The 17,409-nt window shown below is 68.1% G+C and carries 10 protein-coding genes and 2 pseudogenes; 5 read left to right on the top strand and 7 right to left on the bottom strand.

The annotated features are described in order from the left end of the window. Window positions 1–236: 236 nt before the first annotated feature. From OHB49_RS38640 to OHB49_RS38630, 3 genes are all read right to left on the bottom strand, one after another. Complete coding sequence (locus OHB49_RS38640) at window positions 237–941, bottom strand: hypothetical protein (RefSeq protein ID WP_443079608.1); 705 nt, start codon at window positions 939–941, stop codon at window positions 237–239. Window positions 942–1,371: 430 nt separating this feature from the next. After that, entirely contained in the window at window positions 1,372–2,727 is a 1,356-nt protein-coding gene (locus tag OHB49_RS38635) for a serine/threonine-protein kinase (protein ID WP_329165565.1), read from the bottom strand. A 1,090-nt stretch (window positions 2,728–3,817) separates the two neighbouring features. Further along, on the bottom strand, window positions 3,818–3,961 hold the full coding sequence (locus OHB49_RS38630; RefSeq protein WP_329165564.1) for a hypothetical protein: 144 nt from the start codon (window positions 3,959–3,961) through the stop codon (window positions 3,818–3,820). Window positions 3,962–4,050: 89 nt separating this feature from the next. On the opposite strand from OHB49_RS38630, the gene OHB49_RS38625 reads away from it, so the two are divergent. After that, on the top strand, window positions 4,051–4,254 hold the full coding sequence (locus OHB49_RS38625; RefSeq protein WP_329165563.1) for a hypothetical protein: 204 nt from the start codon (window positions 4,051–4,053) through the stop codon (window positions 4,252–4,254). A gap of 383 nt (window positions 4,255–4,637) precedes the next feature. Here OHB49_RS38625 and OHB49_RS38620 read toward each other — a convergent pair whose 3' ends face one another. Both OHB49_RS38620 and OHB49_RS38615 read right to left on the bottom strand, forming a co-directional pair. After that, the gene (locus tag OHB49_RS38620; RefSeq protein ID WP_329165561.1) at window positions 4,638–7,193 is read right to left on the bottom strand and encodes a tetratricopeptide repeat protein; all 2,556 of its coding nucleotides are present in this window, start codon (window positions 7,191–7,193) and stop codon (window positions 4,638–4,640) included. A gap of 1,069 nt (window positions 7,194–8,262) precedes the next feature. After that, entirely contained in the window at window positions 8,263–11,979 is a 3,717-nt protein-coding gene (locus OHB49_RS38615) for a S8 family serine peptidase (RefSeq protein ID WP_329165560.1), read from the bottom strand. Window positions 11,980–12,703: 724 nt separating this feature from the next. Here OHB49_RS38615 and OHB49_RS38610 point away from each other — a divergent pair. From OHB49_RS38610 to OHB49_RS38600, 3 genes and pseudogenes are all read left to right on the top strand, one after another. Continuing rightward, on the top strand, window positions 12,704–13,024 hold the full coding sequence (locus OHB49_RS38610) for an HTH domain-containing protein (protein WP_329165559.1): 321 nt from the start codon (window positions 12,704–12,706) through the stop codon (window positions 13,022–13,024). A 296-nt stretch (window positions 13,025–13,320) separates the two neighbouring features. After that, the gene (locus OHB49_RS38605; RefSeq protein ID WP_329165558.1) at window positions 13,321–13,479 is read left to right on the top strand and encodes a hypothetical protein; all 159 of its coding nucleotides are present in this window, start codon (window positions 13,321–13,323) and stop codon (window positions 13,477–13,479) included. A gap of 282 nt (window positions 13,480–13,761) precedes the next feature. Then, window positions 13,762–14,990 (top strand): annotated as a pseudogene (locus OHB49_RS38600) (cytochrome P450). A 133-nt stretch (window positions 14,991–15,123) separates the two neighbouring features. Here the strand turns inward: OHB49_RS38600 and OHB49_RS38595 are convergent. Next, window positions 15,124–15,270, bottom strand: a pseudogene (locus OHB49_RS38595) (cytochrome P450); the annotation flags it as partial. Between the two features lie 206 nt (window positions 15,271–15,476). Between OHB49_RS38595 and OHB49_RS38590 the strand changes: the two are divergent. After that, the gene (locus tag OHB49_RS38590; RefSeq protein WP_329165556.1) at window positions 15,477–16,163 is read left to right on the top strand and encodes a tautomerase family protein; all 687 of its coding nucleotides are present in this window, start codon (window positions 15,477–15,479) and stop codon (window positions 16,161–16,163) included. 116 nt (window positions 16,164–16,279) lie between these two features. Here the strand turns inward: OHB49_RS38590 and OHB49_RS38585 are convergent, their stop codons facing one another. Then, window positions 16,280–16,795 carry a DUF302 domain-containing protein gene (locus OHB49_RS38585; protein ID WP_329165555.1) on the bottom strand — a complete coding sequence of 172 codons (516 nt, stop codon included), beginning with the start codon at window positions 16,793–16,795 and terminating at the stop codon, window positions 16,280–16,282. Window positions 16,796–17,409 lie beyond the last annotated feature (614 nt).

The raw sequence follows: 17,409 nt of genomic DNA, 5'->3' as shown, positions 1-17,409 counted from the left end.
ATTTCACTATCCACCCGGTTGCATTCGTTGAGAATATCGCCCGCTTGGCTGACACCCGATCAGACCAATGCGCAGGTGATGTGCTAATAACTACGTATTCAAAGCCGCGGAGAGAATTAACGTTTCCCCGATGCTTAAACCAGGTGGGGGCGGGAACCCGGCGCCCGAATGACAAAGAAAAGCCACCCGTTGAGCGCCGGAGCACGACCCGCTCATTCTGCCCGTCGCGCCATTCCTCAACCCGGGTCCCCCGGCTCAATGCCTGTGGATGGTTCTTCCGGAAACGAGGAAGTGCCTTGTGACCTGCGATGATGGGAGTTCTTCACGCTTCCAGCACACACGATCGACAAGGCACTTCCGAGAGGCAATCTGCCCATAGCGGCACTTGCGAGGAGAGCCGCTGCGAGGCCCGGCCGGTTGGTGGGACAACCACAGTTGGGGGCGCGGGCGCTGGACTGGTCGTCGAAGTCTCCGTGGGCACCGTGGTCTTTTTCGTCGTCTGCTGGCGCCCAGAGGTTGTGGCGGCGTTGCGGGTTGTCGGGCTGGTCGGTCTGCTGGGAGTCGTAGCCGGTGCGTGCGAGATAGCGATCGAGAAGGACCGGGGCGATCTTGTTGGCCAGGATGGTGGCGGCGGCGCCGGCGCCGACGTAGAACTGTTTGCGTCCGGGGTGGTCGGCTGCGTACAGGACGACCTGCGCCGCTACTTCAAGCTGGTAGATCGGTGCCACTGGGCGGGGGCTTCCGGACAGTCGGGAGAGGACCCAGGAGAACTGCGGAGTGTTGACGGCCGGCATCTGAGCGATGGTGATGCGCAGGTTGCTGCCGCTGTGCATGAGTTCGGCGCGCACCGAGGAGGTGAAGCCGTTGATGCCGTGCTTCGCGCCGCAGCAGACGGACTGCAGCGGTACGGAGCGTGAGGCGAGAGCGGAGCCGATCTGCACGCTCCTGGAAGCGGGCTCCACGACTCCGGACGCCGCCGCTTCTTCGCCGGACAGTCGCGCAGGCCGCGGTCCCGGCAGAACCGCATCGGCAACGCGGTCGCACGCCGCGATGCACGCGCCCTGTCCCGGGTACGGAACTCCAATGCGTGGCCGTGGTGACGATGCAGTGCACCGAGCCGGAGCCGGTGGAGGACCGAGACCAGGAGCCGGGCAAGCGCCGCCGCGGCCTGTTCCGCCGCGGGGCCTGACCCGGGCAAGTCCTACGGGAGCCTGGGCAAGCCGCCCCGGACGGCGGCTTGCCCAGACGGTGCGCGGTCGAACGGACCAACCCGAGAAGGCCGACGGTGCAGCCCCCAGCGGAGGAACACCCTTCGAAATCGACCGGCGCCCGCGCCCCTCGCCGACATGCCGCAGGAGAGCGAGCGCACACTCACTGAGCCGACGGAGACGTTCCAGTCGGTTCCTCCGGCTGAGTGGGGCTCGGCGTCAGCGGGCTGCTCACCGTCGGGGTCGGAGTGCTCGTGGGCGAGGGCGTCCCGGTGGCCGTGGGCTTCTCGGAAGGCTTGGGCTTCTTCGTGGGCGTCGGCTTCTCCGACGGTGAGGACGACTTGTCCGTCGACTCCTTCTTGTCGTGGGCGGACACCTTCTCTGCCGACGACGTTGTGGTGGCGGCGGCCGGGTCGGACAGGGGAGGCTGTGTCGCGCTCACTGTGCCGTGTGTCGGTGAGGGCCGGCCTGTGGTCGAGGTGTGCGGCTTTCCCCTCCCGTCCTCCGCGATCGGGGGCGCCGCGGAGAGGCTCACGACCGCAGCGGCCGCGACCGCCGCCACGAGCGAGCCGGTGGCGACCCGCGACCGGAGTGAACGCAGGCTGCCGGGCTCCTTCTGCCGCACGGCACCTTGGCTGACGGCCTTCGCGGAACGACCGGGGACACCCGCGGCAGAAGGGGTGAATTCGCCCGATGACGGCTGCCCGGCGCTCCACTGTTCCGCGGAGGCCAGGAACTCGACGGCTTCGGCAGCGGTCGGCCGCGCCTCGGGGTACTTCGCGAGCAACTGCATGACAAAGGCCGCGAACGCCTTGGGCAGATCTGAACGGTGCCGGTTCGGGGAGTCGGGCACCGCATCGACGTGCTGGTACAGCATCGCCGCGGGGGTTTCCGCTCGGAAAGGAGGGTGACCCAGCAGCAGTTCGTAAAGTACACAGCCCAGTGCGTACATGTCCGCCGGAGGGCCGGCCGGTTGGCCCACGGCTCGTTCGGGCGCCAGATAGGCGCTGGTGCCGATGATCTGGCCCTTCAGCGTCAGCCCGGCCGTGGACTCGTCTGTGAAGTGGGCGATCCCGAAGTCGCCGACTTTCACCGTGCCGTCGTAAGCCAGCAGGAGATTTCCCGGCTTCACGTCCCGGTGCACCACCCCTTGTCCGTGTGCCGCGGCCAAGGCGTCAGCAACCTGCCCACCAATCCCGGCGACGCGCGCGGGCAACAACGGCCCGCGCGCGGCCAGCTCTTCGGCGAGGCTGCGACCGTCCAGAAACTCCGTCACCAGGTAGTGGCGTTCCAGGTCGGTGCCGGTGTCATACACAGCGACCACGTGTGGGTGGCTCAGCTGCGCCGCGGTCCGGGCCTCAAGATGGAACCGGGCGATCGCCGCCTCGTCGGCTCTCTGGTTCAGGAGAAGCTTGACCGCCACCGGGCGATCCAGTACTTCGTCCACCCCCCGCCACACCTCGCCCATTCCCCCACGGCCGAGCCTGGCGACGATCCGGTACCGACCAGCGACCAACACGGAGCACACTCCCTTCTGATCTTCTTGCGATCCGTATCCGGCGCCGGTCACAGAGCTGGCGGGCCGACGGAGGAGTCCACTGCTCCGCCCGGCGCGTAGGGCGGTGGCGGAGCCAGGACACCGGCGAGTCCGCCCGGCCGCCGACCAGCAGGAGAGTGCGGCCCGGCGGCCGGGATCCCCAGGGAAAGGGAAACCGTGGTGCGGGAGACGCCGGGGTCCCTTCGACCGGTGAGCGTCCGCGCCCTCGGACAGAGGCGGCGCATCGTCACAACCAATAGCTGCGGAACATCGGGCATTTGCCTCGTGTGCCCGCTACAAGTCCCCTCACTCAGCCGCATGGCCCTCAGGTCGGAAGCCACCGAAGCCGAACGGCGTCAAGACCTTCTGGAAGTCGCCGGCACGTCACTCAACCTCATCTACGACCACCTCCTGACGACGATCACGAACATCGTCTCCACGGCTGAGGCACGCACGGGCGATCAGGGAGGCTGGACCGTCCGGTTCGGCGACGCCCAGCTGGCCTTCACCGGCGCCAAAGAGGCCGACCCCAGCGCCTGGCACACAGGGACGATGGCGCCGTTCGACGTGATCGCCTCCGCAGTCATCCAACTCAAGGTCCCCCAGAACCGGATCGGCTACGGGGGCCACAGCCACTCCCTGTGTTACTCGGACGCCCAAGCAAGCGAGCGGTACCAGTGGTTCGGCTCGCGCTCCCCTGCGTGTTCTCCCGCACTCCATACCCCCAGCCACGGGCACGCGCCGCATGGACCGCGATCCCCCACCCCGCACGTGCTCGTCAAAGCCGAGGTGGGTGTGCAGCCATTTCCTGAGCCTCACTGGCAATCCGCGCTGCCTCTCGTGCGGCGCTGGCCTGATCCCGCCCCCCCGTTCGCCTGGATCTTGGTGCCGAGCACCCTTCCGATGAGGCCGCCGAGGATGGCTAAGGGCTGTCCCGTAATCCCTGGCGGGCGCGCGACGACAGCTACGGCACCTCGCTGCGTTGTCGGAACGCCCGAATACGCCCAGTATGAGGACGCTCCTCCGCCTTGCGATGCACCGCATCTGACGCCGCGCGCTGATCCACCAGGGATTACGGGACAGCCCATAGGGCGGCCACCAGCGCGGCAAAGATCTCGTTGTTGTCCTCGAAGTACTTCCACAACGCTTCCACGGCCACATCCTGGCGCGCTGACGCCTTTTCGGCGGGCTGGTCGGTCAGGTCAGGTCGGGTCACCGGGGAATGGGCGTCCGAGGCCACTGCCCTGCGGTGGCTCTGCGCGCCGTCGTCGCCTGACCCGGCCGGCGAACTGGGAGACTTGGGCGATGAGCACCACCCGCCGCCCTCTTGGCACCGGTCCCCGTCCCGACGTCGAGCCGGAGCTGTCGCCAATTGGCGACAGCCACGAGCATGGCGGTACAGCCGCGGCACGGGCCGCCTCCAAGCCCTCCGCCCGTGCTGCCGAAGACCATGAGGAGGCGCGATCGCAGGGCCGCCGACAGCTGGGCACCGGACCCGCCCTCTTCTAGCGAGGAGGCTGTTGTCCGCGGGAAACAAAACCCCTTCGGCCTTGCCTGGCCGAGCCGAACCGCCGCAACACCCTGCGTATCTCAGCGGTCCGGGACACGGGCTGCTGACGCCTCTCCCCGAGTTCAGAATGCACGGCCCATCCCCAAGGAGTAGAGCAGGCGCTGCTGTTCGTACGTACCTGGGCAGGGCGGTAGTCCGTCTTCATCTTCTCCGACAGCGAAGGCAGACCGTGTCCACCTGGTCTGTCACCACTGATCGCAGCGCTATGCAGTCCGGCCGAGCGAACGTCGCGAGCTGGCCTGTGGCTGCCGACCGGGTGAACTACCTGCCGGGGTGCATGACGGGACACTGACCGCGGCGATCTCACCCTGCTTGGTCGATGTCAGCGTCGCCATGGCATTCGACGGCGCCGCGTGGACGCGTGAGCGAGCCCGGCTTCCGCCTCCGCGAGGTTGTTGCGGCTAAGGAGGGTGTCGGGGTGGTCGGTGCCGAGGATGCGTTCCGTGTCGGCGAGGTTTTGGCGGTGGAGGTCAGCTGCTTGCTGGTACTCCCCCAGGTCGCCAAGCACGTTGGCAAGGTTGCTGCGGCTGGCGAGGGTGCGGGGGTGGTCGGTGCCGAGGATGCGCTCGCGGGCGGTGAGGTTTTGGCGGTAAAGGTCGGCTGCTTGCTGGTACTCCCCCAGACTGCTGAGCGCTGTGGCGAGGTTGTTGCGGCTGGTGAGGGTGTCGGGGTGGTTGGTGCCGAGGGTGTGTTCGCGGTCGGCGAGGTTTTGGCGGTGGAGGTCGGCTGCTTGCTGGTATTCCCCCAGACTGCTGAGCGCTGTGGCGAGGTTGTTGCGACTAAGGAGGGTGTCGGGGTGGTCGGTGCCGAGGATGCGTTCCGTGTCGGTGAGGTTTTGGCGGTGGAGGTCGGCTGCTTGCTGGTACTCCCCCAGGTTGCCCAGCGCTGTGGCGAGGTTGTTGCGGCTGGCGAGGGTGTCGGGGTGATCGGTGCCGAGGATGCGTTCGCGGTCGGTGAGGTTTTGGCGGTAGAGGTCGGCTGCTTGCTGGTACTCCCCCAGGTCGCCAAGCGCGGTGGCGAGGTTGTTGCGGACAAGGAGGGTGTCGGGGTGGTCGGTGCCGAGGATGCGCTCGCGGTCGGTCAGGTTTTGGCGGTGGATGCCGACGGCTTGCTGGTACTCCCCCAGGTCGCCGAGCGCGGTGGCGAGGTTGCTGCGGCTGGTCAGGGTGTCGGGGTGGTCGGTGCCGAGGATGCGCTCGCGGTCGGTGAGGTTTTGGCGGTGCATACCGACGGCTTGCTGGTACTCCCCCAGGTCGCCAAGCACATTGGCGAGGCTGTTGCGGCTGGTCAGGGTGTCAGGGTGGTCGATGCCGAGGTGGCGGGTTTCGGCGTCGAGGACGTGCCGCCGCAGAAGCAGTTCCTCGGCGGCTGCTCCGGCGTCGGACAGGGTGCTGGCGAGGGTGTCAAGTGTGTTGCGGGCGGTGATGAAGTCCTGCGGGGAGGCGCGGCTGAGAAGTTCGGGGAGGTGGCGGGCGAGGAGACGGGCGGTGGGCCATCCAGCTCGTCCGGGGATGCTGACTGTGTCGGTGACGGCTTGGGTGAGGTGCTGGTTGAGGACGGTCAGCCACGTGCCTGTCGGGTTGGGCTGGGTGGTGCTGAGGGTGTGGGCGGTGACTTCTCGGACGAGTGGATGCAGCGCAACGTGTCCCACGGGCAGTTCGGCGGGCTCACCGCCGGTCCGTGGAGCGCTGAGGAGCCCGTACTGGTGCAGCCCGGCGAGAGCCCCGTCGACCGTGGCGGCAGTCGCTTCCAAGCCCGTGGCTTCGGTGACCAGGGCGGGGGTGATCAAAGTGCGGGGGATCGGCGCGGGTTCCAGGAGGGCGAGGAGCTGGAGGACCGGGCGCGCGAGGGTGTAGCCGTCCCGGTGCAGCTGGTCCAGCGAAAGGTCCCAGGTATGGCGGACCACCTGCCGTGCGATCTCTGGATCACCCGCGGCCCCGGGGTGCACGGCGCCGATAAGGTCGCCGAACTCCACGTCCAAAGCACGTTGATAGGCGGTGAAAGTGCGGTGCCGACTGGTCGGCACGGACAGGTAGCTGCCCGCCGCGTTCAGCGCGAGAGGCAACCCGCCCAGCCGCACGGCCAGCGCCTCGGCCTCCGACGGCGTGCCGGCGTGCGGTGCGGCATCCCGCAACACCACCCCGCCCGCTTCGTCGGCCAGCGGCTCCAGCTGCAGCAGCACCACCCCAGGCCCCCACGTCCCCGGCGCGGTGTCCCGGCTGGTGACCAACAGCACCCCCGCCCCCTCCGCACGCAACCACCCCCGATACGCCGCAACCTGCTCCGAGCCCGGCCCGATCCGCGACGGACTATCGACGTTGTCCACCACGATCAACCAACCCGGCACCGCCGAAAGCTGCTCCCACACGGCGTCGACCAAAGACGCCCGGCCGGTACGGGCCTCCTCCAGCCGGGCTTCCGGCATGCCCAGTAGGTGTGCGGCGTAAGCAAGATCCTGGGCGAGCTGAATGGGGTCCTCACGCCACCGGATCCACACCACCACCTTCCCCGCCGCCCGCGCTCGGGCGGCTGCCTCGGCAGCGACCGTGGTCTTCCCTAGACCACCTGCCCCGCACACCACCACCATCCCCCGCGCCAGGCGCTCGATCTGGTCCAGCTCACCCTCCCGACCCCGGACCGGCGCAAGAGCTCCCGGCGGATTCAAGGAGTGGCCGCCCGCTGCGGCGATACTGCGCAGCTCTGCGACGGGCTGCTCACTCTCCTCCGCACCGGCCAGACGTCGTTCCCACAGCAGCAGCCCTAGCGATCCGACGGCCAGGATCCCGAACACCGACCAGGCAACCGGCGTGTTCTCGGCCCACTGTGGTGGGTTCGCGGTGACGTAGTTGGTCACTATCGCCACCAAGATGGCGACCACCGCTGATCCGCCCGATACTGCGGATCCGACCCTTACCGCACGCCTGCCCGCCACCCCAATGTCCCCTTCCCCAGCTCAGGAACCACATCATGCGCCCAAGGCCGGAGCGGTGATCCAGGGTCTCATCGGACCGGTACCGGCCCGTGACACACCATCAGTCAACGACCCGGCGCGGACACAGCGCCGCGGCAGAACCGACCGGTCAGCTGCCCCCAGGCGAACCAGCCTGAGCAGGAGGCCGCCGGCTTGCTGTCGCTGATCTTCCCCATGGTGGCGGTGACCAGGTCACATCGGCGGCAGGGAATGGCCGTCGCGGCGCTTGGGCACGACGGCCGGGGTCACCCTCGAGCCGGTCGTCGCCTCCTGGACGCCAGCCTGCTGACCCGGGCTACTGACCTGACCGATCCGACACTGTGGTCGGACAACAGCATCGTGCCCACGACCAGGACAACACGCTTGGTGACGTACGTGAAGCTCCCCGTTTCCGAAGAGGGACCGACGTAGTACGGGGGCCGAGGCAGCCTTCTGACCAAGAAGAATCTCGTACATGGGTCAGAGCGTGCGGCCGTACCCTTCCAGGACCAATGCCCTCTCCACCGGAACCTGTTCCCCTGCCGCCACACCCGCCCACCGAACCCAAGCCTGTTGGCGGGGCACCGCGAAGGCGAAGGCGCCGGGAGCTTCTCCGCGGCCGTCAACCGATGCGGCCTTTGCCCAACTGGGATATGCCGTCGAACAACACCGCGCGCAGAGACGGCCTATGTGTGTTCTGCGAGGGGCGACGTACTCTGCCACCTCCGTGGCTCGCCCGCCCCCACCGCGCGAGCGGGCGGTGAAAGGTCGCGCCCCCGCTCCAGCCGTGACTACTACGACGGGCCCCCGAATCAGTTACGGCGGTGTTGCATGACAGTGGAGGTCAGCGCCGCTCTGCTGCTGGAGGCTGGTGCCCCGACCCACCATCTCTCTCCGTACGCCGTACTCGAAGTCGACCACGCCCGCGCGCCACATGGAGACCGGTGATCCGGGCGAAGGGGCCGGGCACGGAATGCCCGGCCCCCAGAGGAGAGGTTCAGCTCACCTTGACCGCATTCACGACGGTCTGGTTGACGGTGCTGCCTGCCGCGTTCTCGCCCTGGACGCGCAGCGAGATGCTCTCCGCACCGAGCGGGGCCTTTACCGTGACGCTCGCCGCGTGCGCCGAGACGTCGGCGCTGAGCTTGTGCCACGTCTTTCCGCCGTCGTACGAGGCCTGGACAGTCGCCCGAGTGACCGGCGACGCGGAGCCGTCGGCGTTGCGGAAGGTGACCTTCAGGCCGTGGGGCTTGCCCGCCTTGACGGAGCTGTCGAGCGCGACGCCGTCCAGCTGGTAGTCGGCGAGCAGCATCGGCAGGGTCTCCGGGCCGGTGCCCGTGGGCGCCGCCGAGGAGAACGTCCAGGCGGTGTGCGCCTCCGTGCTGACGGTCGACCAGGGGGCGGTGCGCTCGCCGTCCACCTCGAAGCGGTACTCCGACTTCGCGTCGGGCAGGCCCGTGATCTGTGCGTAGGGATAGGTCGCTGAACCGAGAAGCTGACCGTCTCGGTAGGCGCGGAACGCATCCGTGTCACCGGCGCTCATCGAGAAACTCTCCCAGGTGCCGCCCGAGGCGGTGGCCCACACCGGGATCTGGACCATCATGCCTTCGCTGTCGCGCGACGGAGTCAGTCCGGTGGCCGGTGCGGAGACTGCGGGGGACGTGGCGTGTTGGACGGGAGCGAACCAGTCCTGGTCCACCGTGCTGCCCGGCGCGTAGGTGTTAAGGGCTGAGGCACTGGTCGCCGAGCTGTACGTGGGCGTCACGACCCGCTCCCACTTGGTGCCCTTGGCATTGACGTAGACGTGCTGGCTGGTGCCCATCGTCGTGGGGAGAATCGCGCCCGCGCCACGGTTGTTGGCCACGCTCAGGCCGAGCCAGCCGCCGCTCGCCTGGGCGAGGGCCGGGTCCGTGGAGGACGCGTAGGTCTTCAGCCGGATGTCGGCCAGCTCCGGCTGCGGCGGGTCGAAGGTCTGGTCGGTCGAGATGCCGTCCGACTGCCCGTCCACCAGCTGGTAGGAGTACGAGGGGCTCGTCTCTCCGGTCAGGTTGACGGCGACGGAACGCTTGATCGCAGCGGCGGCGACCTTGTCCCCCGCCTTCTTGTACACACCGAACACAGGGATCGGCGAGAACGTTGCGCCGACGTACCGCTCGTTCCTGTCATTGACGACCATGACGGCCGCGGGTCCGGCGGCCAGGACTCTCGGCAGCACGGTGGCGAAGAGGTCCTCGTTGCCCACCCGGATCAGGGCGAGCTTGCCCTTGACGGGGTGCTCGGCGAGGTCCGCCTCCGTACCGTGTCCGGCGTCGACGACGGTGAGGCGCCGGGTGCCGTCGAACCGTCCCGAGTAGGGGAACGACTCCGCGTTCAGGTCGTACGCACCGGAGGGCAGCTGCGCCTTCGCGGTGATCGCCGGCGCCTGCAGACTCCAGTTGGCGGTGAATCCGAACGTGCCGTCCTTCGCCGCCGGCGCGGGGAGCGCCCACTGGTGTCCGCCGGCCAGGCCGAGCACGTACGTGCTGCTGACACCGATCGGCTGTGCCGCGGCACGCCGGCTGACCGCGATGGCGAGACTGCGCAGTTCGCTGCGCTTGGGGGTCTTCACCTTCAGCGGCTGGGCGTCGCGGCCGTCGGCCTTGAGTGAGATGTCCTGGTCGCCGACGGTGAATTCGGGCAGGCCGAAGGAGACGGTGTCGGATCCGGCGCGCAGGTGTCCGACGATCGTGTAGCGGCCCGGCTTGATCTGCGCGGTCGCGATGCCGTCCGGGCCCATCCGCATCTGTGCGGGCGGATTGGAACTGTCGGTCAGGCTGTACAGCGCGAGGGCGCTGCTGCCCTGGGCGGGCGTGCCGTCGGGCATCACTCCCTTGAGCGTGAGCTTGACGGTGGGCTGCTCGCGGTTGAGGGCGACCGTGGCGTGCGTCGTCACTCCGTCCCCGGTCGCCGTGATGGTCCCGGTGTAGGTGCCGTACGCCGTGGCGAGGTCGGGTGTCACGGTGACCGCAAGGTCCTTCGCGCCGCCCGCGGGCAGGGTCAGGGTGTCCGCGCCCAGCGTGAGGGCGCCGTCCGCCACGGCACCACCGTCCAGTGTCAGCGCGCCGGACAGGGCGAGGGTGACCTCCTTGTCGGAGGTGTTGTGGAAGGTGACCGAACGCGTGACCGGGGCCGATGTGCCCTTGGGTGCCACGGTGCCGAAGGAGGCGTTGGTCGCCCAGACGGTCTGCTTGAGCGCGGCCGGAACGTAGGTCCGGCCCGAGCCCTCGGCGAAGCCGCCGCCGTCGAGTACCTTCGCGCCGGACATGAGGGCGCCCTTGATGTCCGCGGCGGTCCAGTCCGGGTGCGCCTGGGCGACGATCGCTGCGGCGCCGGCGACATGCGGGGTGGCCATCGACGTACCGCTGGCGGAGGTGTAGTTCTTGTCGAGGGGGGTGCCCATGGTGGTGCCCGCGGCGCGGGCCGCGACGATGTCCACGCCCGGCGCGGCGATGTCGGGCTTGAGCGCGTTGTCGTTCAGGCGCGGGCCGCGGCTGGAGAACGAGGCGAGCTGGTCCTGTTTGTCGACGGCCGCGACGGTGAGCGCGGAGTCGGCGGCGCCGGGAGAGCCGATGGTCGTCGCCTTGGGGCCGGTGTTGCCCGCCGCGATCACGAACAGGGAGCCGGTTTCGGCGGTGAGTTCGTCGACGGCCATGCTCATCGGGTCCGTGCCGTCGCTGGCCTGCTGGGTTCCCAGGCTCATGCTGATGACCTTGGCACCGCTGTGCGCGGCCCATTCCATGCCAGCGAGGACCGAGGAGTCGGAGCCTGACCCGGTGTCCCCGAGCACCTTGCCGATCATGAGATCGGCCTCTGGCGCGACGCCCTTGTACTTGCCCCCGGACGCGGCACCGGAACCGACGATCGTCGAGGCGACGTGCGTGCCGTGGCCGACGTGGTCGACGGCGTCGTCGCTGTCGGAGAAGTTCTTGGTCTCGGCGATACGGCCGGCCAGGTCGGGGTGGGTGCCGTCGACGCCGGTGTCGAGGATGGCGACCTTCACGCCCTTGCCGTCGTAGCCCTCCGCCCAGGCCTCGGGGGCGCCGATCTGCGGCACGCTCTTGTCGAGAGTGGCCTCGACCTTGGCGTCGAGCCAGACCTTGCTGACGCCGTCGGCAAGTTTCTTGGCCGTCGCCCCGTCCCGGGTGGAGCGCAGGCCCGACCAGAACGTCCTGGTGTTCTTTGCCTCGACGCGGGCGGCTGCCGCCTTGATGCCGGGCAGTTTGCGTACCTGCTTCGAGCCTTCGGGTACGGGGGCGGACGCGTCCTTGTTCTGTACGATCACCGGCACGTCGGCGCCGTCGGCGTACCCCTGCGCGATCAGTGCGTCCACGTCGAAGAGGCGGGCGTCGAGGGCGCCTGAGGCGAGCAGCGGGCGGGCCTCGTCGGGGATCACCGTGATGTTCGTGCCGTACTGCTCGATCTCCGCGCTGCCGCCGGGGTTGCCGGGTCCGGCCTGGAACATGACGTGCTGCTGCTCGCCCTTGCCGGTCACGATCACACTGTCTCCGGTGATCAACCGGACCGTGTGCGCGGCAGCCGCCGTCGCGGACGGCTTGAGCGCGCGGAACTGCGGGCCGCTGTCCGAGGTGGCTCCTGCGGGAGCGGCGCCGGCGGCTATGAGCGCGGTCAGCGCCACAGTCACAGGCAATGAACCCCTGGTGAAGGGTCTGGACATGGTGAGGCAACTCCTTTTGGAGGGACGAGAAGCGGGATATCGAGCGGGCGCCTGTACGCCGGTGTGTGGAAAGGACAAGACGGCGCATTTGTGCCACTGTTCTGCCGCCGTCGACATCAAGGCGCAGGGTAGGCACCGCCTGTTACCCCGCCATTACCATCCAGCCGCACGGCTGTCCCACCAGGTCACCCGTGGACATCCAGCTGATCGGCGGCTTTCACGTGGTGTGGGGCGGCTGCGCCGTCCCGAAGGAACGCTGGGGCCGCCCTGGATCTCGCCGACTGCTCAAGGCACTTGCACTGGTCCGCAGCACGGAGTGCGCCCCGACCGGCTCGCCGCACTGCTGCGGCCCCGGGCGGACCCCGTCGCGGTGGCGGGGACTCTGTGAGTGGCTCTGAACGCGGTACGCCGGGTCCTGGAACCGGAATTGACACTGCAGTGGTCCTCTTCCTACATCCTCGGCCGCCCCGGGGGTGTGCTGTGCCTCGCGACCGGTCCGGTCGGGAGCGACGAAGCGCCCTCGGACGGAACGAACGCCTCGCCGCCTGCCTGGAGGCGGAGTTGTTGCCGTACGACGACTCCGAGCCGTCCATATGGGAACGGCGCGCTGAGCTCCGCGCACTGCGCACGGACACAACTGCGTCGTCACATTGGGCACCATCAGTCTCGGGGCCGGCGGAGGACACGCCGCTGTCCACAGGCACCCCATGGCTTCCTGGTCGGCATGACCGATCACGAGCAGCAGCAGTCGGCCCCGACACGCGGCAAGATTCTGGACGCCCTCACCCGGGCCGAGCGAGCGACCTTCACCCGGCCCGCACCGAAATCTGCAACGGCTCAGGTGAAATACCTCCTCACTCGCATGAAGGACTCCACCAAGGACCTGGCCGAGCGCCTGGGCGTTTCGCGCCGCACGGTGGAGCGCTACCGCGCCGGACAGATCAAGACCCGGCAGAAAAAGCTCCAGGCGGCCCGCTCTCTCACCGCTCACAGTCTCATCCGCAGCCGTTCAGCTCCCGAGTGGGCGCAGTCGTGGCGTGGCTGATGGACGTCCGCGAACCAACTCGAACCAGCACATGCAGAGTTGGAAAGCGTGCGCCGCCCAAGATGGCATCTCGGCTGGAGGAGCGCGATTGTGCTGGTGTTCGCCTCATTAGTGGTGCGAGCGCCTGCGACGATGTGAGCATGCCGACGCCTGGAATGCCTCTTCGCGCTGCACTGATCCCCGACTGCGCCAGAGCGGAAGCTCATCACGCGGCCCACAGCAGTGCCAGGATCAACGACGCGATCTTTGTGTGCGTCGCTCGTCAGGGGCGGCGTTGGAAGGTGGAGCTTGACGCCATGGCCAGCAGCAAGCCCATCGTTCCGCACCAGGTGGCGACGGTGTTGAAGTCCGCAGCTGAGCAGTGGGTATCCGCTGGCACCGTGGAGAGTGGAGCCACCGTTGGTCCTGACTACATCTCCATGTACGAGGTCGCCGCTCGCCGCGTACGGCGCTGAAGCGACCGCCCTCGCGCATGACTGAGCCCCGGCGACATGGTCGGCCTGCCAAGCCCAAGGCCTGATCACCGCCGTGGTGACGGAGTTCTTACCGGCACCCCGAGATGCAGGCAAGCAGCCATGTGCCGATACGACGGCATGGCCGCCTTGGCCAAGTTCAAGTGACGGTTTTCAGCCAACGGTTGCTGGTGGGGCAGCCGGGGAAGCGGTGGGGGCTGTCTCGGCTGACTATTGATCAATAACCTTGTGCCGTAAGCAAGTCACTGACATTGAGGGAGACCCATGTCCACCGCACAGCAGGTGCCCGACATCCTCTCGCCGGAGTTCGCCGCTGACCCCTACCCGGCGTACCGTCTGATGCGCGACACCTCGCCCCTCATCTGGCACGAGGCCACGCAAAGTTACATCATCTCGCGCTACGAGGACGTCGAGCGCGTCTTCAAGGACAAGAACGGCGAGTTCACCACCGACAACTACGACTGGCAGATCGAGCCCGTGCACGGCAAGACGATCCTCCAGCTCAGCGGCCGTGAGCACTCCGTGCGCCGCGCCCTCGTCGCCCCCGCCTTCCGCGGCGCCGACCTCCAGGAGAAGTTCCTCCCCGTCATCCAGCGCAACTCGCGCGAACTGATCGACGCCTTCCGCAACTCCGGCTCCGCCGACCTGGTCAACGACTACGCCACCCGCTTCCCGGTCAACGTGATCGCCGACATGCTGGGCCTCGACAAGGCGGACCACGCGCGCTTCCACCGTTGGTACACGTCCGTCATCGCCTTCCTCGGCAACCTCTCGGGTGACCCCGAGGTGGCCTCGGCGGGCGAGCGGACCCGTGTCGAGTTCGCCGAGTACATGCTGCCGGTCATCCGGGAACGCCGCGAGAACCGGGGCGAAGACCTGCTGTCCACGCTGTGCGCCGCCGAGGTCGACGGTGTGCGGATGAGCGACGAGGACATCAAGGCGTTCTGCAGCCTGCTGCTCGCCGCCGGCGGCGAGACCACCGACAAGGCGATCGCCAGCATCTTCGCGAACCTGCTGCTCCACCCCGACCAGCTTGCCGCCGTCCGCGCGGACCGCGACCTGATCCCGCGGGCCTTCGCCGAGACCCTGCGGCACACCCCGCCCGTCCACATGATCATGCGGCAGTCCGCAACCGAGGTGAAGCTCAGCGGCGGCACCATACCCGCCGGTGTCACCGTCACCTGCCTGATAGGCGCCGCCAACCGCGACGAGAGCCGCTACCGCGATCCGGACCGCTTCGACATCTTCCGCGACGACCTGACCACCACCACCGCCTTCTCCGCTGCCGCCGACCACCTCGCCTTCGCGCTCGGCCGGCACTTCTGCGTCGGTGCGCTACTCGCCAAGGCGGAGGTCGAGATCGGCGTCAGCCAGCTGCTGGACGCCATGCCCGACATGCGCCTCGCCGACGGCTTCGACCCGGTCGAGGAAGGCGTCTTCACCCGCGGACCGCAACGCCTGCGGTGCAGTTCACGCCCGTGACGGCCGCCTGACCGCCATACCAGCACCACCGCCGAGGTGATGGGCCCCGCCCAGGGCCCATGCGCCCGCGCTGCCGCACCCCCCGGGTGGCCCGGGCTGCCGCACGACCGGGCGCCCGCCCTACCGGGTCATCGGGCGCCCGCCCTACTGCACCACCGACGTGAACTGCACCGGCAGCGCCGTCAGCCCCCGCATCCAGATCGACGGACGCCAGGCCGGCGTCTCCGGCTCCACCGACAGCACCAGGTCGGGCAGCCGCTCCGGCAGCGTCTCGACGGCCGTCCGCGCCACGGCACGATGCGCATCCGACGGTATGGCCGATGAGGACGAAGTACGCCTCATCCCCGCGCTGGGACCAGCTGGTCTCCTTCAGCGACACATCGGCTCCTTCCAACGCCGGTCCACGCAGGCCTCACTTCGCCGCGCTGCGGCACAGCCTGGACCGCGCGATGCCGGCGTTCCGGGCTTCCAACGGGGCACGCGGAGGAGTTGCTTGCGTGCCGGCAGCAGGACGTTCTGCCGGGCGGCCGGTCGACCAGCCTGCTTGGACCGACACCGCCTCGCCCGATCAGGTGATGGATCGCCACGGGGCAGCGGGCCTGTTGAGGTCGGCCGGCTTCTTTTGCTCAGGGTTGGCCGTCGACCAGCAACTGGAAGGACCCACGCACATGGTTTTCGTTCGCGTGCACGCAATGAAGGGCCATCTGAGCGCCGAGCAGAAGGAGGAGCTCGGCGCAAAACTCATTCAGGCCGTGGCTGACGTCGAGTGCCTGGTCAACAACCAGACCCACAAGGAGACCTCTTGGGTGCAGTTCTACGAGTTTGAGCCCGAGAACTGGTACGCACCGGCCAATGTCGCCGGTGCCGATCCCAACTCCCGCGTTCAACTCGACGTAATTGCGCCTCAGAAACTTCTCCCCACGTCCGAAGACGCCCGTGCCATGCTGATCAAGTCCGCCGAAGCCGTGCGATCGGTGTTCGGTTCTGGTCCGCTGCCGGCGCACGGGCCGTGGGTGCACGTCTACACCATCCCGAACGATCAGTGGGGACAGGATGGCCGCGTTCCCGACTGGGAGGGCTTCCGGGCCCTCCTGCGTGCTGGCAGCCCGGAAAAAGCCGATGAGGCACTAGCCCAGATTTACGGGCCCGGGCGCCACACAGCGGCGACGTGGCGCGCCTCGTAACTTGATGAGGCCAGGCCCCGCGCCGCGGCAAGGTCCTGGGGCCTTCGCGCGGGCGGAGCGGAAGGTGTTCACCCGCCCCTCGCCGAAATCCGCAAAGGCTCAGGTGAAATTCCTTCTCACGCGCCGAAGTCCTGCGAAGCATCGACACCGCAGACCCGTAGCAGATTGACCACGATGCGATCCAGATCCTCCCCGACTTTCGTGACCTCTGGAATGCCGAGACTGCCGAACTCGTCGCTCGGCCGATGCATGCTGAACACCGCATTGCCGTCACCGTCGCTGTAGATCAGCATCCGCAAAGGCGCATACAGGAGCGCCCTCGGATCATGGCCATACATGGTCTCGGCGATGACGTGATTACCCGTCAGGTACTCCATCGACCTGGTGGTGTGTCCTGCGATACTGAACAGTGAGGTGCCGTTGATTCGGGCGTAGCGGACCAGGTCATTGGGTGCGTTCACGGCCATCGCGGCGCGAACGTCGTCCCAACTGCCCCCGGTTTCGGCAATGAGTTCCATCGATCCCCGATTGAACGCGGGCGCCGCTTTCTCGAATGCGTTCACGAAGTCGTCATAGGCAATTCCCGTGGAAACGTCTACCCGGGTCACGGTGTGGCTGTGCTGACTGGCCATGCGATAGCACCCTGCCTGATTCTGGGATCAATGCTTCAAGGCGGCCCAACGTAACCGGCTGGCAGATCCTGCGGGAATGACACGGGGCTACCCGGCTACCACGATCTCCCCCTGATCAAAAGTGACGATATGACCGGCTGACTGTCAGGGCAAATCGAGCGGAGTGACATGCGGCGTGAGCTGCGCGGCTGGGCTGGAGTCAGAATGCTCGGATAATCCGGAATGCCTGGGAGGCTGATAGGCCGTTTCCTCAGGCAGATGCACTCCCGTGGGGTGAGCGGGGAGTCCGGAAGGCAGCGCGAGCATGCCGCCGACCAGCGCGGCGGACGACGTCTCCTCCACCACCCGCGTGTGTGCGAGCCTCTCCGGATCTTCCTCCCCGGCGGCCGACGGATACGGCAGGCCATCAGGTCAGGTCGGCACTCAGCAGCGTGGAGTACATGATCATGTCGCGACGTTCCTCGCCCACCGTCTGCCAGCTGCGCAGCAGGACCCTCACGCTGGAATCCGACTGTCTCAGCCGTTCGCGCTGCCGCGGCATTCCATGGCTCGCCGCAGAGCTGAAGACGGTGAATCCTTCGAACGCCGCAAGCTCTCAGTCGGCACCCGCGCCC

The organism is Streptomyces sp. NBC_01717 (genome assembly GCF_036248255.1).
Taxonomy (GTDB): domain Bacteria; phylum Actinomycetota; class Actinomycetes; order Streptomycetales; family Streptomycetaceae; genus Streptomyces.
The sequence above is the reverse complement of the archived record's forward strand: the minus strand, read 5'-3'. Positions and strand labels throughout refer to the sequence as shown.